Source organism: Flavobacterium sp. 22659 (assembly GCF_052044235.1).
GTDB classification, from domain to species: domain Bacteria; phylum Bacteroidota; class Bacteroidia; order Flavobacteriales; family Flavobacteriaceae; genus Flavobacterium; species Flavobacterium johnsoniae.
Genome location: NZ_JBQEMU010000014.1, coordinates 136,747 through 157,658, shown reverse-complemented (window position 1 = coordinate 157,658; position 20,912 = coordinate 136,747). Strand labels below are relative to the sequence as shown.

15 protein-coding genes are annotated in these 20,912 nt (G+C 32.7%); 9 read left to right on the top strand and 6 right to left on the bottom strand.

All coding sequences use genetic code 11. The features are described 5' to 3' along the window. From ACTJIW_RS14990 to ACTJIW_RS14980, 3 genes are all read right to left on the bottom strand, one after another. The coding region (locus ACTJIW_RS14990) for a DUF6443 domain-containing protein (RefSeq protein WP_440718443.1) at positions 1-2,757 on the bottom strand (2,757 nt) is incomplete at its 3' end. A gap of 12 nt (positions 2,758-2,769) precedes the next feature. Continuing rightward, the gene (locus ACTJIW_RS14985; protein ID WP_440718458.1) at positions 2,770-3,801 is read right to left on the bottom strand and encodes an RHS repeat domain-containing protein; all 1,032 of its coding nucleotides are present in this window, start codon (positions 3,799-3,801) and stop codon (positions 2,770-2,772) included. Positions 3,802-3,822: 21 nt separating this feature from the next. Further along, complete coding sequence (locus ACTJIW_RS14980; RefSeq protein ID WP_440714776.1) at positions 3,823-4,422, bottom strand: hypothetical protein; 600 nt, start codon at positions 4,420-4,422, stop codon at positions 3,823-3,825. Between the two features lie 218 nt (positions 4,423-4,640). Here ACTJIW_RS14980 and ACTJIW_RS14975 point away from each other — a divergent pair, with 218 nt between their 5' ends. The 7 genes from ACTJIW_RS14975 to ACTJIW_RS14945 all read left to right on the top strand — a co-directional run bounded on the left by ACTJIW_RS14975 (position 4,641) and on the right by ACTJIW_RS14945 (position 12,193). Beyond that, positions 4,641-5,051 (top strand): prepilin-type N-terminal cleavage/methylation domain-containing protein, encoded by a 411-nt coding sequence (locus tag ACTJIW_RS14975; protein ID WP_274252658.1) that lies wholly within the window; start codon positions 4,641-4,643, stop codon positions 5,049-5,051. After that, a complete protein-coding gene (locus ACTJIW_RS14970) occupies positions 5,051-5,527 on the top strand; it encodes a hypothetical protein (protein WP_440714777.1) in 477 nt (158 codons plus the stop codon). Before ACTJIW_RS14975 ends, ACTJIW_RS14970 begins: the two co-directional genes overlap by 1 nt. After that, positions 5,528-6,928 (top strand): GspE/PulE family protein, encoded by a 1,401-nt coding sequence (locus tag ACTJIW_RS14965; protein ID WP_440714778.1) that lies wholly within the window; start codon positions 5,528-5,530, stop codon positions 6,926-6,928. Between the two features lie 32 nt (positions 6,929-6,960). Further along, a complete protein-coding gene (locus ACTJIW_RS14960) occupies positions 6,961-9,162 on the top strand; it encodes a type II secretion system protein GspD (RefSeq protein ID WP_440714779.1) in 2,202 nt (733 codons plus the stop codon). Continuing rightward, positions 9,162-10,355, top strand: a complete 1,194-nt coding sequence (locus ACTJIW_RS14955; RefSeq protein ID WP_440714780.1) for a hypothetical protein — start codon at positions 9,162-9,164, stop codon at positions 10,353-10,355. The genes ACTJIW_RS14960 and ACTJIW_RS14955 overlap by 1 nt, the downstream gene beginning before the upstream one ends. Then, positions 10,356-10,877 (top strand): hypothetical protein, encoded by a 522-nt coding sequence (locus ACTJIW_RS14950; protein ID WP_440714781.1) that lies wholly within the window; start codon positions 10,356-10,358, stop codon positions 10,875-10,877. Between the two features lie 263 nt (positions 10,878-11,140). Next, entirely contained in the window at positions 11,141-12,193 is a 1,053-nt protein-coding gene (locus ACTJIW_RS14945) for a hypothetical protein (RefSeq protein ID WP_440714782.1), read from the top strand. 40 nt (positions 12,194-12,233) lie between these two features. Here the strand turns inward: ACTJIW_RS14945 and ACTJIW_RS14940 are convergent, their stop codons facing one another. From ACTJIW_RS14940 to ACTJIW_RS14930, 3 genes are all read right to left on the bottom strand, one after another. Further along, entirely contained in the window at positions 12,234-12,473 is a 240-nt protein-coding gene (locus tag ACTJIW_RS14940; protein ID WP_440714783.1) for a hypothetical protein, read from the bottom strand. A gap of 71 nt (positions 12,474-12,544) precedes the next feature. Continuing rightward, on the bottom strand, positions 12,545-14,896 hold the full coding sequence (locus tag ACTJIW_RS14935) for a mechanosensitive ion channel family protein (protein WP_440714784.1): 2,352 nt from the start codon (positions 14,894-14,896) through the stop codon (positions 12,545-12,547). A gap of 171 nt (positions 14,897-15,067) precedes the next feature. Continuing rightward, the gene (locus tag ACTJIW_RS14930; RefSeq protein WP_274252675.1) at positions 15,068-15,364 is read right to left on the bottom strand and encodes a hypothetical protein; all 297 of its coding nucleotides are present in this window, start codon (positions 15,362-15,364) and stop codon (positions 15,068-15,070) included. A 256-nt stretch (positions 15,365-15,620) separates the two neighbouring features. Between ACTJIW_RS14930 and ACTJIW_RS14925 the strand changes: the two genes are divergently transcribed. Together ACTJIW_RS14925 and ACTJIW_RS14920 are read left to right on the top strand one after the other, a co-directional pair. Further along, on the top strand, positions 15,621-16,304 hold the full coding sequence (locus ACTJIW_RS14925) for a S24 family peptidase (protein ID WP_262410513.1): 684 nt from the start codon (positions 15,621-15,623) through the stop codon (positions 16,302-16,304). Between the two features lie 280 nt (positions 16,305-16,584). After that, a complete protein-coding gene (locus ACTJIW_RS14920; RefSeq protein WP_440714785.1) occupies positions 16,585-20,706 on the top strand; it encodes a hybrid sensor histidine kinase/response regulator transcription factor in 4,122 nt (1,373 codons plus the stop codon). Positions 20,707-20,912 lie beyond the last annotated feature (206 nt).

The window sequence follows — 20,912 nt, the reverse complement described above, 5'->3', positions numbered from 1 at the left end:
GTACTTATACTTTAAAGCAGTATTAGTTGAGTTAATCCCGCTGTTATATCCTATATGTTTTAAACCAAACGGATAATAATTGTTTTCTTCCTGAATGACAAGGTTTTTGTCATAACTTAAACGGATATTACCCAGATGATCCTTATACTGGTACACGTATTTATAAGAACCTGCAGAAGGCTCGATATAACCTTCGGCTGTTGGGAAAAACTTCAGTACGCCGTTTTCATACTGGTACCCTCCAAGATAATCAGTAGTGATAACCGTTTTTCCTGCCTCGCTTACAATCTTCTTTAATTTTTGTCCCTGCGCATTGTAAATATAAACAATATTTCCTGCAGAGGCAAAGGTTACTTTTGCGGGAAGATTAAGATGGTTGTAAGTAATAGAGGTGATGTTTTTATTGGCATCAGATACCATGTTTCCGTTAAGATCATAACTGTAATCATCTCCTGTATTGGCTCCATCAGTAAAACCAAGTGCCTTGTTACTGCTGTCTGTTACTTTAGCCAGCTGGTTGCTGTTATCAGCATTGGCATAAGTGTAGATTAAATTGTCGATCTGCTGGGCACTCTCACTGTTTCCGTTACGGATAAGACCGGTAATATTTCCGTTTTTATCGTACCATAAATTTTCATTGTAAGCATTGTTTACTGAGCCTGCTTTAGCAGAAATACTTTCTTTTAAACGGTTCAGGTTATCGTATTTATAGCCGTAAGATCTTACAATACCATTATCTGAGTTTGTGGCCCACTGGGTCTCAGATATGTTTCCGTTATAGAGTCCGTTTACCCCGCTGAAAGAAGAAGGGGCATTATAATTGATCTTAAAGGCAAACAAGTCTTTGGGTCCGTCCGTCTGTGCGAGAGAAGATACATTATTAATACCTGTGAGCCATCCGCGGATGTTGTAGGTATAATTGATATTCTGGGCGTTGTTTCCAACCTTTTTAGAGATAAGCTGTCCCAGCTCGTCATAGGTGTTATCGGCAATAAGCTCAACAGGTCCGTTGTTTATCTGATGGGTCTGGGTCATTAATCGGTCCTGTGCCGAGTAGGTAAAAGCATCCTTGACAGTGAATTCAGCATCTGCTGCTGTTCTTTTATGTCTGGTGATACTGTACTGTGTTTTTCCTGAAAAATCGAGTTTGGTATCGGTATAGGTATAACCTCCTAAATGATTCTGCAGATATGCCCTGACAGGTCTTGCCTTGTCGTCATAAAGAGTAACAGCAGTTTCACCTTGCGTTTCAGTGCTCAAATTCAGTGCCCTTGTCCATGAACCCGAGGCAAGTCCTTTGACCTGCGTGCTGTTTAATATATCCTGTCCTTCTATGGATGCCGGTACAGCAGGGGCGCCCGGGAAGACATAATTATCATAATAATTAACCGAGAGAAGCTTAAAATCAGAAGGAGACACCGTATTGCTGTAATAAGCCGGTATTCCGTCCAAGGTTCCAGAAGCCGCTCTGGTTTCGTTAATTACAGAGGCATTGTTCTGAGCATTCTGCATGGAGGCCCTCTGTGCAGAATTTACTATTGCAGAGGCCGTCCATCCGGTATAAACCGGGCGGTTAAAAACATCGTATTTGGTAATGATCCATCCTGCAGAGCTTAAATCAGAAAACGGGGAATAGGCAGGTCCTGAGGCCGTAACACGATCAAGTTTATCATAGACAATAAACTCCCATTGTTTTCCCGGCAGTTTTTTCTCAGCCAGACGATTGCGGTAATCATATTTATACTGATAGCATAAATTATTTAAAACAGCCTGAGCGCCGTTGTTAATCACAGCCGAAAAAGTACTTCCTGCCTGAGCATGAAAACCATCTGTTAATCTAATAGAGTTTGAAGCCGTTAAATGCAGGGAAGTTTCCCGAGTTACAGTAATATTTGAGGTTAGATCTGCCTGCAGGCCTGCTGAGCCTTCTATTAAATCAACCGCTTTAGGCGGAATAACATAGGTGAGATTTCCGTAAATATCATAAACATAATAAGTGTCGTGCTTTACCTGGACATCATAAGTCCTTTTTAATACCACCTGTCCTTCTTTGTTTTTAAATTCAACCGTTGAACCGTCTGTTTCAAGTGGAACAGAAGCTGTGTTTTCATCATAGGTAACGGTTTTATAAAGCTCCCCGGCAGTATAATGGCCGTTAAGAGAAAGGGTAATATCATATAATCCTGATGCCGCATTCCACTGTGTATTGGCAGAGAAGAGTTTTACCTCTGCAGAGGCATTAGTCTGATAGTCCATTTTTATTTCATGTCCTGATCCAGAGTACCATGCATTTCCTGGAGCGGCCTGTTTGAGCACCCTGTTCAAAGGAGAGGCTTCAAGCTCTTTTCTGCTGAAAGGATAAGAGGTGGCTTCAAGGGCTGGGTTTCCGTTAAGAGCCGGGTTAGGATTTCCGTAATAAGACATCACTTTTGCTCTGGCCGAAGGGTCAAAAGTCATATTGGAGGTTTCTGCTTTAAAAGGCAGGTATTCTTCAGCCTGTCTTCCAAAACCGTCGTATTCGATATGAGTGATGATATCCATGCCGGATTTGGACTGCTGTGAGGCAGTCTGCTGAACGGGTCTGCCCAGTCCGTCAAAATAGGTGATGTCCTGCGAAGCCTGAGAAATGGAAGGTGATGTTATAGGTGTGGTGCTGGGCACTTTGTATTTTACAGCTTTAATGTAATTCTCGCTTTGTGTCTGGCTTTTTACCAATAAAGGAAACAAAACCAAAAGAAGTTTTAAGAAGTTTTTCATGATGCTTTTGGTTTAGTGTTTGTAATTGTACTGGTTCTCAGAAAGGATATTCCCTTTGTTGTCTTTTACAAATTCAAGTCTTCCAAAACTGTCGTAGGTATAGGTTGTGGTCTGTCCTTTCGGATCAGTTATGGTGCTTACCCCTACAAGCGGAATGTAGGTATAGGTAGTAACCATGGCATTGGGCAGATTAGCGCGTAAAGTGTTTATCGCTGCCAAATTAGTTTCGTTCAGATTGTTTATACTTGAAATACTTAGATCAGATGCTATTTGAGCATTTGTTGCATTTTCGATCTTAGCAATTGGAAGTGTTTGGTTATAACCCCATATGATAGAAACAGGATTTCCATTTTCTATTGAATATTGAGTAAGATTACCAAAGGTATCATAGGTTTGATAACTTACTTTTTTCTCTAATTGATCAGGTACAATATTTCCTTTTTTAGTATAAATATATTGAGGTAATATATTTGGCTGATTAACAACTGGAGATTGAAAACTGCCGTATTGAGTTCTTTTTTCTGATAATTTATTTGCACCCTTAAATGATTCCTGTTTTAATGGGATTCCAATCATATTTTTTGCAAGTAACTCATTTCTGAAGGGTTCATTTGCCATTTCAGCATCTTGCACATAGTAATATTTAGTTTCTATTGTTTCTCCTTTTGAGTTAACATTTGTTTGCGATGATAACTGTATGCTTGTTGGAGTTGAATTATAAAAATAATTTTCTGTTTGAGAAATACTATTATCTCCAAAATAATCTATAGTAGTCTTGCTTTTTATTTTATCAAAACCTGTGTAAATTTTGAAATAAGGGATTTTAAAACTAGCTGGAGCGCCTGGAATGCCAAAAGTACTGCTATTTTCAATAGAGTATTTATTAGCAGCATATATATGGTCAAATATTGTAGGATAACCTTTTGAAAAAAGTGAAGGATGTACTACATTGCTTGGAAATATATGTTTAGAAACCCCTGATTGTGGTCTGCAAAATTCACTGTTGTCCAATAATTGATAATTTATCTCATCAACAAATCCCATATTTTGTTCAATCTGTTCACCCTAATAAGTATATTTCTCTTCTTTAACAATAGAATTATTGTTGTAAAATATCTTGTTTAATAATTTTCCTCGGTGCCAATCTTTTGGCTCATATTCTCTTGAATCTTCAAAAGGCCATATTTCTGAAAACAAGGGGTTTTGAAAGCTAAAATAATTGTCTTCTTTAATTTCAGTTTTCTTAATATTATCATAATCTATTTGAGTGACTTTGGAATATCCAACATTTGAGCTTGATGTTTTGTAAAGTGATAATGTTGAAGATGATGATAGTCTTACTCCTAGTTGTAGTTCAGGAGAGGGAGCTTGACCTTCCATAGGTACATCAGGTACAAAAATGGAAATATACTCTGCATAAGAAGGTATATTCATCATCTTTCCACTAGTAATATTATAATCATTTAAATATTTGAAATTTGTAGTGTATTTTGGACCAATTAGATTATCATTTGTATAAGTATTTATATTTTTTATCCTTAGCCCACCTACAAAAACCTCGTCTTTAGTTTTTTCTCTATATTTAACTCTAAAACTAGTATAATGATAGAAATTATAGTCATTAGGATTTGAAAAATAATAATTTTGCGTTACAATAAATTTCATTCGATAAGTTCCTTTTCCGCCTACATCAAAATAGCTGTTTATAAATGTATGATTATAAGTTTTTTAATTTAATAGTTGCTACATTTTAATTGGTTAACAATAATAACAAAATATTTTTTATAAAAACAATGTGTTTCTAACAATTTATTTCTCATTTTGTACCTCTTTATTTTCCCAATAAAAAAGATATATTTGTAAAAATTAATTTATATTTTGTTTTGAAGAAAAATCTACTTAAAAAACTGCCGTCTTTCAATCTTCAGGAAATGTTGATTGTTCTTGCCATCATCGGAATATTGCTTTTAATTGCTTTGCCAAACCTAATGCCGTTAATTACAAAAGCCAAAAGTGTAGAGGCTCAAGTACAGCTAAAGGCGATTTATAATGCTGAAAAACAGTATTATTTTATGTACTCTAAATACAGCCCTAATTTTACCGAAATAGATTTTGAAGCACCGAAAACGACAAAAGAAAACGGAAGCGCCAACTATGTGTATGAAATTGTACACTCAAGCAATAATGAGTTTAAAGTAAAGGCAACAGCCATTACTGATTTTAATGGAAATGGTGTTTTTAATGTTTGGGAAATAGATCAAAATGGCGTTCCAAAACAAATTACAAATGATTAATGTGGTATTTAAAATTAATATTAGTAATTGTATTTGCTTTTGTATTGTACCAAGACTTTAAAAGTCGTTTGGTTTATTGGTTTCTATACCCAATCATTGGTGTTTTAGCGTTTGCAATTCAATTACAAAATCTTCCAGTTTCAATTGCCCTGACTAACTTAGGATTTAATTTATTATTTGTAGTTTTAATTTTATTGGTCAGCACACTTTACATTAAATTCAGAAATTTAGATTTTAATAACACAATTGGAATAGGAGATATTCTATTTTTTCTTTTTATAGCCGGCACTTTTTCTATAGTTTCCTTTCTTGTTTTATTTGTTTTTTCGCTTGTATTTTCTTTGATTTTGCATATAGTTTTAAATAATAAAAAAGAGCAGGCAACAGTCCCTTTAGCAGGTTATATGTCACTTTTTTTTGGTGTTGTTTATGCAGTTTCTTTTTGCTTTAACAATGCTTTTTTATATGCTTATTAGATGGAGAATTTTGATATTCCAATAGAATTTCAGCAGCTTGTAAAGTCAGAACAAGCCTATTATTATAGGATAATTCCGGTTGGAAAAGATCAGAACACTGTGATCTTAAAAACTGACGCATCTGATGTTGTGAGCCTGCAGAATGAATTAAGCATTTTACTTAGTTTTCAGGTTCAACTAGAAACCGATTCTACGGAAAATATAAACCGTTTTTTAAGTACCAATTATAGAAAAACTTCTAATAACGTTTCGGAGATTCATTACACTTCAGATTTTTTAGAAAAGATCGTTTTGAATGCCAAAGAAATAGGAAGCAGTGATATTCATTTTGAACCTTATGAAAAAAATGCAAGAGTTCGTTTTCGTTTAGACGGTAAGTTAAAAGAACAGTTTCATATTTCGGTAGAAGAATATCCAATTATAGTAAATAAAATTAAGATTCGCGCACAACTTGATATTTCTGAAAAAAGATTACCTCAGGATGGACGTATTACGATGGTAACAGATTATCAGGATTTTGATGTTCGTGTTTCTGTTTTACCAACTTTGCATGGCGAAAAAGTCGTACTGCGTATTTTAAGTAAAGATACGAGTCATATTGATATTAACTCTCTTGGTTTTACAGATAAAGAATTAGCAGCATATCTTGAAAATATAAAGCGTCCAAATGGAATCGTGCTTATTTCTGGGCCAACTGGTTCTGGAAAAACGACCACTTTGTACGCTACTTTAAAAAGGTTAAATGTCCCTAATACTAATATTTTAACTGTAGAAGATCCAATAGAATATACACTAGAAGGAATTAATCAGGTTCAGTTAAAAGAAAATATCGGACTTGATTTTGCAGCTACTCTAAGAACCTTTTTAAGACAAGACCCTGATATTATAATGGTAGGGGAGATCCGTGATGTTAATACAGCAAATATGGCAATTCGTGCGGCCTTAACCGGGCATCTTGTTCTGTCTACAATACATACAAATTCGGCTTGGGCAACAGTTTCAAGATTAATTGATATGGGCATACCATCATTCTTAATTGCTAGTACGCTAAACATTAGTGTTGCGCAAAGACTGGTTCGTAAGCTTTGTAATTCTTGTAAGACAGAAGAAACAATTAATCCGGAAATTTTTCCAAGTGGATTCGAAATTCCAAATGACTTAACTTTGCATCATACGGCTGTAGGATGTGAGCATTGTTATCATACAGGCTATTCCGGAAGAAAAGCCATTTATGAGATTCTGCCTATAGGTTCAGAGTTGTCTAATTTGATAAAAAACAATCAATTAGATATTAATGATTACTTAGAAGAGAAAGACATTTTTACACTAAAACGTAACGCATTGTTATTAATAAAAGAAGGAATTACTTCGGTTGACGAAGTTTTTTCATTACTATTGTAAAACAAATAAAATCCTACAACTGATATAATTTCATGAGAAAAATAATTACGCTGTTTTTTATACTAATTTTTCAATTTTCATTTTCGCAAGAAAATCGGATTCAACAGCTAAAAAATAATATTGAGTCCATTTCTGCCGATGCTCCTGGATTAAATGAAAAAGTAAATGTTAATATAAAAGAAGCTTCTCTTTCAAGTTTTTTATTGGCCGTTTCGCAAATTCATAAATTAAATTTTAGCGTTGCGGGAAACTTAAGCCAAATCAACATTGTAAATAATTTTTCGGATGTAACGGTAGGCGATCTTCTTATATTTTTATGTAAAGAATATAATCTTACGATTGATTTTACAGGAAATATTCTGGCTATTAAATCGTATGTAAAACCAACAGAGATTCCTGCTTTAAAAGCTATTGATGTCTCATACGATCTGGCAAATAATTTACTTTCACTGAATTTGAAAGATGATAAATTGTATGACGTTTTCAGAAAAATTATGGACGAAAGCGGTAAGAATCTTGTTTTTGCTCCAGGTTTGGAAAATCAATTGCTTACCGCATACATTAAAAGCATGCCTTTTGATGCTGCTTTGAATAAACTAGCATTTGCAAATAATTTAAGTGTAACCAAATCACGAGATAACTTCTACATTTTTGATAAAGTAGAAGGGAATTTTGTCAGCGAAGGAACATCAGATCCTAATGGAGCAATACGTCAGAATAAACCTCAAAGACCACGAAAATCTAATTTTTTCTTTACGGTTGTTGATGCCGATAAAAAACTGCTAAATGTTGATTTTGAGAATACTCCAATTTCAAGTATCGTTTATGATATAGGAAATGAACTTGACATAGATATGTTTATATCAAGTCCGTTGGAAAGTGCTGGAAATGGAACTGTTAAAGCAAAAAATATCACTTTTGATGAACTTTTAGTAAAACTATTTGAAACTAAATCTGATGGTGGTGCTTCACAAGGAAATAATTCACAGCAGTTTAGTAATAATAATTCAGGTGCGCCAATGCAATCTTCTGGCGGAGGCGGCTATACATTCAAAAGAAGCGGCTCTGTTTATTATTTTGGAACAAAAGATCAATTAGTGGTACGAAATATTAAATCGATTCCGCTAATGCATCGTTCTATTGAACTTCTAAGTGATCCTTCAAAAGAGGGCAGAAGTGCCGGTAGATTAAATAACACGAATAGCTATTCTAATTATAATTCTTTCGATAACAATAGTAATAGATCTAACTCTAATTCTAATTACTCTAACCAAAACAGTAATTTTAATAGTGGAGGCAGCAGTAATTATTCATCTTCAAGCGGCAGCAGCAGCAGTAATCCATCAGAATCTATTCTGACAATTATTCCTGATGAAATAAAGAAAGATTTAGACATAAAAATTGATAAAGAACTCAATAGCTTTTTAGTAAATGGCCCTGCGGCTAACATTGAAAGATTTGAATCTTTTATACACTATATAGACAAAGCTGTTCCGGTAATTTTAATTGAAGTGATGCTTTTAGAAGTTAACCGCAGTGCTACTGTAGAAACCGGGATTCAAGCCGGAATTGGTGATAAACCTGTAACTACAAAAGGAACTGTTTTTCCTAATGCCGACATTAATTTAGGGGCCTCTACAATCAATAAAATTATAGACGGTTTCAGCGGATTTGGATCTTTAAACATTGGTCAGGTTGTTCCTAATTTTTATTTGAGTTTAAAAGCTATGGAAACAAACGGAAATCTAAAAATACGTTCTTCCCCTAGGTTATCAACTTTAAATGGACATAAAGCCTATTTATCTATTGGAGAAACTACGTATTATGTTGTGACCAATCAAAATTATTATGGATCGCAAATTCCGCAAGCTTCAGAAGTAAAAAATTACCAGCCTATTGATGCTGAATTATCAGTAACTATTATGCCTTTGGTTTCTGGTAACGGACAGATCACTATGGATATTAAAGTGATTCAGTCTAGTTTTAACGGCCAAAAAGTAGATAAAGATGCACCTCCTGGAATTAATTCCAGAGAGTTTACTTCAATTATTAGAGTTAAAGATCAGGACTTAATTGTACTGGGCGGACTAGAAGAATCTGTAAAAAATGATTCAGGAACGGGTGTACCATTGCTATCAAGAATCCCTATTATTAAATGGATTTTTAGTTCCAGAAAAAGAGAAGATTCAAAGAAAAAGTTGAGTGTGTTAATTAAACCTACAGTTATTTACTAATGCCCATATTATCCTTAAATACCTTTTTGCTTGGAAAACAATACATTGGTGTTGAGCACTTCACTATAAATAACGAAGATAAAGTTGCCTTACTTTTAGTTGAAAAGAAAAAAGAAGGATTAGTAATTACCAAAAAAGACAGGGTTAGTTATAACGGAAAAATAGCTGAAAAGTGGGATACTAAACTGCCTTTCTTTTTAGTTATAAATTCGAATCAGGTTATACAAAAAGAAGTTTTAGGTGTTGAACCATCTGATGAAAAACTGCTTCATAAATCTTTCCCTAATACCAACTGGGATGAGTTTTATTATGAAATTTGGAGGTTAAAAACAAAATCGGTAATTGCGATTGCAAGAAAATCGTATGTAAGTACCTTGCTGGAAGATTACGAAAATCAAAAAATATCGATTGCCGGAATCAGCCTTGGAGTATGCTCCATAGCTGATATTATTGGTTATACAGATGAAAGTGAACTGTATACAAATTATCAGAGTGTTTCGAAAGAAGAGACGCAGATAATTTCAGCAAGTGTTTTAGAATCGGCAATAACCTATACCATAAACGATCTTCAAATTGAGAATAGGCAATTGTTGGCTTTTTCCGGAATTTTAAGATTAATACTCAATAATACACTGAATACAGGTTCTATAATTTCGTTTAGTGACCAATTATGTAATGATTACAATCAGAAAACTTTTTTTAATAAAGGAATTAAAATAATGGTTGGAGTTATTTTGGGAATTTTACTTCTGAATTTCGTTTTTTTTACACACTATTATAAGCTAGCTCAGGAATCATCTGAAATTTTGCTGGTTAATAAATCTTCAATTGAAGATGTTAGTAAAATAAAACAAAGAATTATTGTAAAAGAAGAAAAAGTTAAAGGTATAGATGGAAGAATGACTTCAAGAAGTTCCTTAATTATTAATGAAATTACAAGCAAAGTCCCGTCTTCTATTTTGTTGACCGAACTTACTTTTAATCCCTTGGAAAAGAAAATCAAGGCCGAAGAACAAATACTAACAAAAGATAAAGTAATCGCAATTTCAGGAACTACAATTGCTAATGCTTCTTTTACTAAATGGGTAGAAGATATTGAAAAGCTAAATTGGGTTGATAAAGTTTTAATTACGCATTTTGGAAAAGATGAAAATAATGAAACAACATTTTCTATAAACTTAACTCTGAAGTAAATGAACCTAAATAAAAAAAACAAACTGCTTGTAATTGGTTTTTTTGTAGTGCTCTACGTTTGTTATTCTTTTGCGATATCAAATACCATAAATTATTATAAAGAATATCAGAATAAACAACGGGAGATAGCCGAGGATAGTGGTATGCCAAAACTTGTAGCGCAACTGGTTCAAAAAGAAAAACAACTGGACCAGATTTTATCTACTTATGATGTAATTATATCAGATTCATTTCAGAATGATTTATTAAAACAGTTAACTTCTTACAGCGATAGTTATCATTTAAAAATTGTTGATTTTAAAGAACCCCATATCATTTCTCAAAAAGGATTTACCACAACCAGTTATACCTTTTCTTTGGAGGGATCATTTAATGGATGTTTGGCCCTGCTTAATAAAGTAGAAAACAATCCGATGCTGGGGAATATTAAGCACTTAAATTTTGTAAAAAAAAGAAATTATAAAACCAATACAGACCAATTGTTTGTAGAGGTTATCATGCAAAAGAATAAAGGAGTTTAGCTAAGATTCATCATCAGAACCAAAACATAAAATAAATTATGAAAAAGACTTTTTTACTATTTGTGGCATTTGCCGCACAGGTTAGTCATGCTCTTCGGTAAAAGTATTCGAACAAAACAGAATTCATTTAGCCGAAATGAATATGGCACTTTTAAAGAAAGTTGAAGAAATTTACTTAGTATGTTATTGAGCAGAATAAAAAAATAGCTCATTTGGAACAGGAAAATAAAAAGATTTCAAAAACTTGAAAAAACATTAAAATAATGAATAAAAGAATTATTTACTCAGCAATATTATTTGGAATATTCACATTTGGATCCAAGGCTCAGAGCTTAAGTCCCATTTCTCATATTTCAGAGGCGGGTTCAGCAGATGCCTTCAAAGCAGGCTATACTTTTGCATATGCAACATCTGGAACTCCGTGGAACGGATCTTTAATTAGTTATGGGGGATTTCCAATAAATAATTATGACACACAGATAAGTTCAGATTATGGGCCTGGAGGAGGCACTCATATTAGTTTTAGAACTAAAAACGGAGATATCAATGCTTGGAATCCGTGGATTGAATTAGCCAGTAAAGGAGAAAATGATTTTATGGGAAAGCAAAGTATATCGGGTAATTTAGGTCTTGGTATAAGTAGTCCTTTGCATAAATTACATGTATATGGAAATCATTCGGATTCCAGAATTTTGCTTCATTCTGTAGGTGGAGGTGATGAAGTTCGTCAAGCCGATTTAATGCTTTGGGCAAGTGAACCGGGGCTAACTTACACAGGGGTAGGGATTGGTAATAATATTCATAACTATAAAACTACAAATGGCGGATTAAAACTGATTAGTACAGCTAGAGGAGGTTCCTATATAAGATTGTTAGATTGTGCGATGCAGTTTAATATTGTAAATTCGGGAGAAAATGATACACAGGCGATGACTATAAATACGTCAGGAAATATAGGAATTGGTGTTGTTTCTCCTTTATATAAATTGGATGTGAATGGAGCAATCCATTCAAGTGAAGTAAAAGTTGATTTAAACTTCCCTGCACCAGATTATGTTTTTGCTAACGATTACAAATTAAGAGATTTGAAAGAAGTTGAAAATTATATAAAAGAAAACAGCCATTTACCAGAAATTCCATCCGCAAAAGAATTTGAGAAAAACGGAGTCAATGTTTCTGAGATGAATATGGCACTTTTGAAAAAAGTTGAAGAGTTGACCTTGTATGCTATTGAACAGCAAAAGAAGACCGAGAAATTAGTGGAAATTATTGAAGAGCAGAATAGTAGGTTGAAAACACTGGAAAACAAAAAGTAATTAATTAAGCAAGATTTGGTTGAGTGATATGGATTAAGCATTATGTTGTAAAAATTACCAATATAAATATGATAGAACCCAAAATAATGACACCTATCATATGATTCAATTCACTATTACTGTTTTTTTTATTGGAATTTCCTCTTGGAGACCATATTTCTGAAAACAAAATAAAATCATTATCTTTAAATAAAATTGCAGCATTTAAGTAAATAAATCTTGTAAATGCGTCCAAAAGTTCAAGTAAATATCTCCCAGCTATTATTTCTAGAAAATCCATTTTTAATAAATTTACAATAAATAAAAAATGGTTTGAGAAGATAATTCTCAAACCATTTTCTTTTCTAATTTTTATGTTGAAAAAGTTAATCCTTTCGCTTTAAAATTGTTAAACAATACCTGTTTTGCTGTACTTATAGTTTCTTCGGTTCTATAGATACTGCACCAAAATTTGATTTGTATTTTAAATTTTCCATCAGAAATTGAATTGTAATAAATCTGAGATGGTTTAGTGTTATTTACCAAAGGAAGACTTTCAAGTGATGCTGAAATTGTTGCATTTATATCTTCTGGAGTTGCATCTCCGCTGATTTCAATAGAAATATCTACCAGTTTAAAATTATCTGTATACGTCCAGTTGGTAATGTTTTGAGATAATAAATTACCATTCGGGATGATGATTTCGGCACCATTTGGCGCGTTGATTTTTGTTGTTCTTAATCCCATCGATTTTACTCTTCCAGATTCAGAACTAATATCAATAACATCACCAATTTGAATTGGTTTATCAAAAATTAAAATAATTCCCGATACAAAGTTGTTTACAACATTTTGAAGCCCAAGTCCAACACCGACACCCAACGCTCCCAGAAGAATACTCAATTTGTCTAACGGCATTCCCGATGCAGCAACAGCCAAAAGATAACCCACAATCAAAACAACAAGTCTTGTAATAAGTAATTTAGAATGCTGTCTTTTATTGATGTTTTCTTCGTTTTCGTCTTCAATTTCTCCAAAAAAGTACGCAACATAGTTTTGCAATAAATGTGCGGCCCAGACAATTATAAAAAATAAAACAATATTTCCTAAAGTAAAAGTGATGCTTCCGATTGTGTTAGGGCGACTCAATAAAGTGCCAAGAGAAGAACGTAATGATTCCCAAATATTTAAATTAGAAGCAATTACAACCAGCCACATATAGCTGATTACGATTATGAATGGTTTTTTGAGTGTGTTTGATAAATTCTCATAATCAAAAATCTTTTCAATACCTCGTTTTACTCGGGTTGTATAAATCTGTAAAAGAATTATTTCCAGAATTATTTTTAAAAGTACACTCAATGCAACAATCTGAGTAAGAGAAATAAAGGCAGTTAAACTGAGCATGTTTGAAAGAGATACTCTTCCGAAAAGATTGTAAAGTATCGATAAAACATTTAATCCGATAAAAATGATGCTGGCCCATTTAAAGAATCCTTTAATGTATAACTGATCTTTTAAACTTTTAATTTGAACCAATCCATATCGAATTCCTAAAATATTAATAATGATAAAAGAGCATCGCTGAAATAAGCCTACTTCAATAAAAAGATCCAGAAAACAAAGTGCAAAAAACAATCCGAAAAGCAATAACCAGTTTCGCATTGATTTTCCAGACCAGTCATTTTTAAACAAGATAGTCAGAACACCCAATGAGCCAAGCTGAAGTAATTCTAAAAACAGGGCAGGGGCATACAAATTTGTTACCACGGCAATGTTTAGGGTAATGACAACTATTGGCAGAATTACGCCTCTGTTTAAATATTTAAAATTAAAAAGAGTAAGATTTTCGTCGTGACCATTTGATTTTAAATATTTCAAATTGCGTGAAATATACCAAGCCAAAAGTCCCATAAAGAAACACAGAGTAATTAATGCTCCGGCTTTATAACTTAAATAATAAGCGGCCACATTTTCTTCAATTATAATTTTTGCTTTGATGTTATGTGACACCACTTTTTTTGCTGTGGTATCAGTGCTCCATAACGAAGGATATTCTTTATTTAGAATACTTATTCCTGATTTCTCGAGTTTAGTTTCTACAGTTGCAAGAGCGTTAGAAACATCAATTTTATGCTCTACAGTCAGTCTTTTTTTATGGTTTAAAGTCTCCTGATTTTTAGTCATCAGACTGTCAGTTCTAAGATACCTTTTTTTAAGGTTCGCTAATTCAGTTTTGAATTGTTTTCTGCGAATAGTATCTTTTATGAGAGTAAATAAAATTTTGTCTTTACGAAGATCAATAATCCTGGTTTTAATTTTTTCAAGATTTTGATTACGAATGTTTATTGCATTATTTTGATCGTTTAATTCTTGTTCGATTTCTTTTAGAACAATACGATACATCTGCTGATTTCGGACATTTGGATTAGCTCCTTTTAAACTTGCTAATATTAAATCAAGTTTACTTTCGGTTCTTTTAATGTCTCCAAACAAGTGGAAAGTACTTCCTTCAAATTCGGCATCATTTGCTGCAGATTCTAGTACATCTCCGGCTTTTTCGATAGCCATCAAATAATCACTGTCGGTTGTGGTTTCTTCAAATAACTTAGACTTGTTTTCAGCTTTAGGAGCAGTACTTGAAGTCTGAGAATAAGAAAATGATGCAAAAAACAGCATCATTAATAAGGCTGGTAAATAGAACGAATTTCTTTTTGAATTCATAATTAATTTGATGATTTAAGGTCTCCAAATTTAATTGTTTTTTAGATAGAATTGTTTTGAGATTTAAAATTTCATAAGAAATAAATAAAAGCGAAAAAATGAAATGTCTCTGTGTTTTTATTAAAATAAACAGAGACATTATTTTCTTTTAATTTACTTCAAATAAAAAAATCAGGCAGTGTTATGATGTTTTTCTTTTAAAAGTTTAAGTTTATGTAATTCGTCAGTAAGCTGCTTATTAATGTGTGATAATTCATTGTTTTGAACTTCCATTTTTTTGATATTTTCAGTTGCAGCGGTAAGACGTGTGGTTATGTCATCTAGAAGATCACGATAATATTTTACAGCGCTGACTGCATTATCAAGTTCAGCAGCACGGTCTTGAGCCAATGTTTTTCTCCATGAGAAAAACCATGTTATAAAAGCACCAAAAAATGCTGTTAAAGTAGGGTATAAAAAATGTTCCATAAAGATATATTTATAAAGTATTTGAGTTAAAAATGTTTTAAGTAGCGTATTATTTTACATTTGTTTTTTTAATGTGTTTTATGTGTTAAATAGCTGTTTTTGTTTTGTTTTATTGGTTTTTTAATAGAAATGTGATTTTGTAAAACGTTTATTTTACGTGAAATTTATTGTTTTTCAGTTTGTTTTTTCTTTACTTTGCAAATATAGTGTAAAATAATACATCAAAACAAAACTTTAACACAAAATATATATTGATATGGGATCAACTGAAAGAATGCGAGAATATCTTGATTATAAAGGGATTACTAAATATAAGTTCTGTAATGATTTAGGCTTTTCTAATAAATTTTTAGACAATAGCAGTAATATGGGAACAGATAAGGCATGTAAAATTTTACACTATTATCCGGAAATTAATTCCGAGTGGCTTTTAACCGGAAATGGACCTATGATAAAAGAAGATAATACCAATATTGTAATTATGAATAACGACCGAAGAACGATCGATACACTGCATGTGAGCCAGGAAATACCATTATATGATCTAGAAGCTGTGGCGGGTTTACGAGAATTGTTCAACAGCGGAAAACCACAAAGAGTTTTGGATACAATAAAAATTCCCAATCTGCCAAAATGTGATGGAGCTATTTCTGTAACCGGAGACAGTATGTATCCGCTTTTAAAATCAGGAGATATCGTCCTGTATAAAGAAACTGAGTTTGAAAATATCTTTTTTGGTGAAATGTATCTTTTAAGCGTAAAACTAAATGACTGGGAAGAATACATTACTGTAAAATACGTTCAAAAATCAGATCAGGGATCAGAATTTGTAAAATTGGTAAGCCAGAATTCACATCATCAGCCAAAAGATATTCATATCTCAAAAATTTCGGCATTGGCACTTATAAAAGCTAGTATCCGTATCAATACCATGATGTAATTTATTTGAAAATCAGATTTTTCTGTTTTTTAGAAATAAAAATAGAAGCCTTTAATTTTTACATTTAAAGGCTTCTATTCTTTTTTTAATTATGGCCAACCCTAATGTTTTCTAAAATTAAAGTACAAATCCACCCCTTAAAAAGAAAAAACAACTCCCTCTTTTTTTTACATTAGATTTATTTTGCAGTGCCTTCAAAACGATTTTTTTCATAGGTTTATTGATTATGAAAACACAAATCGTTTTTACAAATTTTATCCGGCGTTTATAAATTCTGTTTATGAGGAATATTAAAATTTACATTTTAAGCTGTATTGCATTTCTTTCCATTTCTTTTGGTGTTTCTGCACAAGGATCTGATTTATATTTTGACCATATTGATTACGATGTGAGTTTTTCGCAAAGTATGATTTCGAGTATCCATCAAACCAAAAAAGGATTTATCTGGATAGGAACTGCAAACGGATTAATTAGTTACGACGGATATAATTTTCTGCGATATGTTTACAACAAAGACATTTTAAATACAATCAGCAATAATCATATTAACGTGATTCTGGAAGACAGACAAAAAGAACTTTGGGTTGGAACCAATAATGGATTGAATCTTTTTAATAAAAACGAAAGGAGTTTTTTAAGAGTTGACGTTCAGAAAATTAAAGGCGGACGAAATTATATTTCATCCATAATTCAGGATGATCAAAACCGAATATGGATTGGGACTTTTGGCGGTATAAAACGTCTTAACAGAGAGAAATATTTGTTAGAAGAAATCTCAAACGATCACAATTCTCCATTCAGAAAAAGCAGAGTTTTGTCTTTGTTTTATGATCGGAATTATGGTGTTTTGGTTGGAACTTCTAAAGGCTTAGAATGTTTTGATCCTAAAAATGGCTCAAAAAAAGTATTACCAAAAACATTGAAAGATAACGAAGCTTTAATCAAATCAAAAATCTGGAAAATCATCAAAGAAAAAAAAGGTGATTTATGGTTTGCGACTGAAGCAAATGGCGTTTTTCATTTTGATGCAGATAAAAATATCGTAAAAAATTACCTGCTTAATACAAATAACAAAAACAGTTTATCGTCAAATTGGGTCAATGATATTGTTTCTGTCGACAATAATACCATTTGGTTTGCCACTAAAAACGGTTTATGTGTTTACAAAAAAGATAAAAATGAGTTCACCAAATACGGACATAATCCACTGGAAAGTTACAGTCTTTCAGATGATGATGTCAAATGTTTTTTAAAAGACCGTCATAACGATATTTGGATTGGGACGAATGGAGGAGGAGTCAATTTTTTTCAGAAAACTAATACCAATTTTACCAATATAAGAGAAGTCATCAAACCTAGTTTCGGATTAAATACAGCCTTTGTAAATGCTGTTGCTAGAGAAAATGACGGTTCGGTATGGGTTGGAACAAATGGCGGAGGCTTGAATTACCTTGACTTTAGAAATAATAAAAATACATCTTATCAAATTGAAGGTTATGATTTTGATAAAAGCGTTAACATGATAACGGCTTTGGTAAATCAAAACGAACAGAACTTATTTTGCGGAACTTTCAATGGATTATTCAAATTCAATAAAAACAGTAAAACATTCCAGTTTATTTCGCTTTCGCGCAAAGATTCTAAAGAAAGAGAACGTCCCATTACTTCTCTATTAATGGATAATACAGATTTATGGGTAGCAACAAACGGCAACGGATTAAAAAAAGTAATGCCCGACGGAACGGTCGAAATTTACATGGCTGACGGAAGTTCAAATTCTCTCAGCGATAATTTTATCACTGATATTGTAAATAGAAAAGACGGACTTTGGATCGCTACACAATACGGCTTAAATTATTTCGATAAAAAGCTAAAACAAGTTACCAGAGTTTTTAAAGCCGGGCCAAAAAGCGGATTATCAAACAATAGTCTCACTGTAATGTTTACCGATTCTAAAAACCGTTTTTGGGTAGGAGCAGAAAGTGGCGGCGTAAATATTTTTGATGAAAAGAAGGGGCGTTTCTTCGAAATCAACCGCTCTATGGGATTCACTGATGAAACCATCAAAAGTATTTCGGAAGATTCAGAAGGAAATATCTGGATCAGCGACAATAATTTATTATACAAAATAAAAACTAAAACTATTAAGCCTGTTCCTAATATTGCTGATTTTGAAATCACGTCTTATTCTTCAAATGACGGTTTAAAAGTCAAGCAATTTTCCAATAACTGCAGTGTACAACTAAATGCAAAAGAACTCGTTTTTGGATGTTCAAATGGTTTAATCGTTTTTAACCCTTCAAAATTAATCAAGACAAAAGACAAATCGCCAATTGTTTTTACAAAGCTTATTGTTAATAATGAGGAAATTAGACCCGGAAACAAAGAAGTTGCTCTGGAAAAACGAATCAGCGAAACAACTGAAATTACTTTAAAACACGATCAGGGATACATTGGCTTGGAATTTAGTGCAATGAGTTTTATTTCGCCGGAAAAAAACGAATATGCCTATAAACTCGAAAGTTCTAATAAAGACGAATGGCATATTATAGGTTCGCAGCATTATATCAACTTAACCAATTTAAATTCCGGAACATATCTTCTAAAAATAAAAACTTCAAACGGGGGCGGAGAATGGAATCCGAATATTAAGACTTTAAAAATTACTATTCTGCCTCCGTGGTGGAAAACATGGTGGGCCTATTTGTTTTATATTGCTTTATTAACAGGAGCTTCAGTTTTATTATTCCGCTTTTTCAGGAACCGAGAATTGTTAAAACAAGCTTTTTATCTGGAACAAGTTGAAAAAGAAAGACAGGAAGAATTGTATAAAATGAAACTGGATTTCTTTACCAATGTTTCGCACGAAATTAGAACACCTCTAACATTAATCAGCGGACCAGTTGAAGAACTTTTGAGCAGTGCCGAGAAAAATTCGAATCTGGAACATAAGTTAAAAACCATCAAAAACAATTCTGATAGATTATTGAAATTAGTGAACGAATTAATGGATTTTAGAAAAGCCGAAAAGGGCAGTATGAAAATCTATTGCGAACAACAGGATATTGTTTCATTTTGTTTTGATATTTACGAATCGTTTCGAGGAATTGCCGTCGAGAAAAAAATTGATTATAAATTCGTTTTAAACATAAATACAGTACAGCTTTATTTCGATAAAAACCAAATGGAGAAAGTGATTTACAATCTGCTTTCGAATGCCTTTAAATTTACCGAAAAAAACGGACGAATCACTTTAGGCGTAGAACAAAAAGAAGATTCAGATTATGTCGAAATAAAAGTAAAAGACAACGGAATAGGTATTCCGGAAAACAGAAAAAAGAAGATTTTTAAGAATTTTTTCCAATTAGACGAACGCGGCAGTGCCAATTTAGGAAGCGGAATTGGTTTGGCTTTAAGCAAAAGTATTGTAGAGCTGCATCACGGAGAAATCAAGGTTCAGACAGAAGAAGATCCAAACTTTACTACCATATTTACAATCAAATTAAAGAAAGGAAAAGACCATTTCAAAAAGTCTCAGATAGTCGAAAATTCAGTTAAGATTGAAGAAAATGCAAACCCAATTTCGGATGTTAAAACAGAAATTGAAACTTACGAAAGAGAATATGAAGAACTGGAAAATAGCAATAAAAAGACTGTTCTGGTTATTGAAGACAACGAAGAAGTACTCTCTTTTGTGTACGATATTTTATATCATGATTACAGAGTTTTGAAATTTACAGATGGAATTCGAGCACTCGAGTATATGGAGAAAGAAATTCCGGATCTCATCGTAACCGATGTTATGATGCCGGAAATGGACGGCTTTGAATTGTGCACCATTTTAAAAACAAATCAAAATACAAACCACATTCCAGTTATTTTATTAACGGCAAAATCTTCTACTTTAAATAGAATTGAAGGACTTTCTACAGGAGCAGATGCTTATATTTCGAAGCCTTTTAGTATTGAAGAATTAAAACTGACAATCGCCAATTTATTATCAGCCAAAGAAATCATTCGTCAGAAATATGGAGAAAGATTTATTGCCGCTGTTGAAGAAGAAAACGTAAATACGCCGGAAGGAATCTTTTTGAAAAAACTCACTCAGATTATCGAAGCAAATCTGGATAATACTGATTTTGATGTAAATGATCTGGTAAATGAAATAGGAATGAGCAGAACCGTGCTTTATAAAAAAGTTCAAACCCTCACAGATCATTCGGTAGCTGGCTTTATAAAAAATATGCGATTAAAAAAAGCTGCTCATTTATTAACCAACACCAGTTATTCTGTTGCTGAGGTAACTTATATGGTTGGTTTTAATGACAGAAAGCATTTTAGTAAAGAATTTAAAAAGTTTTATAATTTATCACCTACTGAATATAAAGCTTCAAATAATTAACTATAAAAAAGGGTTTAATCGCTAACAGTCCTGAGGTTTACGCAAAGTCCGCAAAGTTTAATAAAAGCTTTGCGGACTTTGCGTTTTTTCCTTTTGCGTTCTTTGCGTTTAACTGCAAAATTAAGTACCTCGCAATTATTTAAGTTTTTTATTACGAATGCCGTTTTTTAAAGGCTTATCTGGTATAAATTTCTCAAATAAAGACG

Excerpts from the sequence above, each read along its gene's own strand:
- ACTJIW_RS14985 (WP_440718458.1), bottom strand. The coding sequence starts at position 3,801 with ATGGGATTTGTTGATGAGATAAATTATCAATTATTGGACAACAGTGAA.
- ACTJIW_RS14980 (WP_440714776.1), bottom strand. The coding sequence starts at position 4,422 with ATGAAATTTATTGTAACGCAAAATTATTATTTTTCAAATCCTAATGAC.
- ACTJIW_RS14970 (WP_440714777.1), top strand. The coding sequence starts at position 5,051 with ATGTGGTATTTAAAATTAATATTAGTAATTGTATTTGCTTTTGTATTG.
- ACTJIW_RS14965 (WP_440714778.1), top strand. The coding sequence starts at position 5,528 with ATGGAGAATTTTGATATTCCAATAGAATTTCAGCAGCTTGTAAAGTCA.
- ACTJIW_RS14960 (WP_440714779.1), top strand. The coding sequence starts at position 6,961 with ATGAGAAAAATAATTACGCTGTTTTTTATACTAATTTTTCAATTTTCA.
- ACTJIW_RS14955 (WP_440714780.1), top strand. The coding sequence starts at position 9,162 with ATGCCCATATTATCCTTAAATACCTTTTTGCTTGGAAAACAATACATT.
- ACTJIW_RS14950 (WP_440714781.1), top strand. The coding sequence starts at position 10,356 with ATGAACCTAAATAAAAAAAACAAACTGCTTGTAATTGGTTTTTTTGTA.
- ACTJIW_RS14945 (WP_440714782.1), top strand. The coding sequence starts at position 11,141 with ATGAATAAAAGAATTATTTACTCAGCAATATTATTTGGAATATTCACA.
- ACTJIW_RS14940 (WP_440714783.1), bottom strand. The coding sequence starts at position 12,473 with ATGGATTTTCTAGAAATAATAGCTGGGAGATATTTACTTGAACTTTTG.
- ACTJIW_RS14935 (WP_440714784.1), bottom strand. The coding sequence starts at position 14,896 with ATGAATTCAAAAAGAAATTCGTTCTATTTACCAGCCTTATTAATGATG.
- ACTJIW_RS14930 (WP_274252675.1), bottom strand. The coding sequence starts at position 15,364 with ATGGAACATTTTTTATACCCTACTTTAACAGCATTTTTTGGTGCTTTT.
- ACTJIW_RS14925 (WP_262410513.1), top strand. The coding sequence starts at position 15,621 with ATGGGATCAACTGAAAGAATGCGAGAATATCTTGATTATAAAGGGATT.
- ACTJIW_RS14920 (WP_440714785.1), top strand. The coding sequence starts at position 16,585 with ATGAGGAATATTAAAATTTACATTTTAAGCTGTATTGCATTTCTTTCC.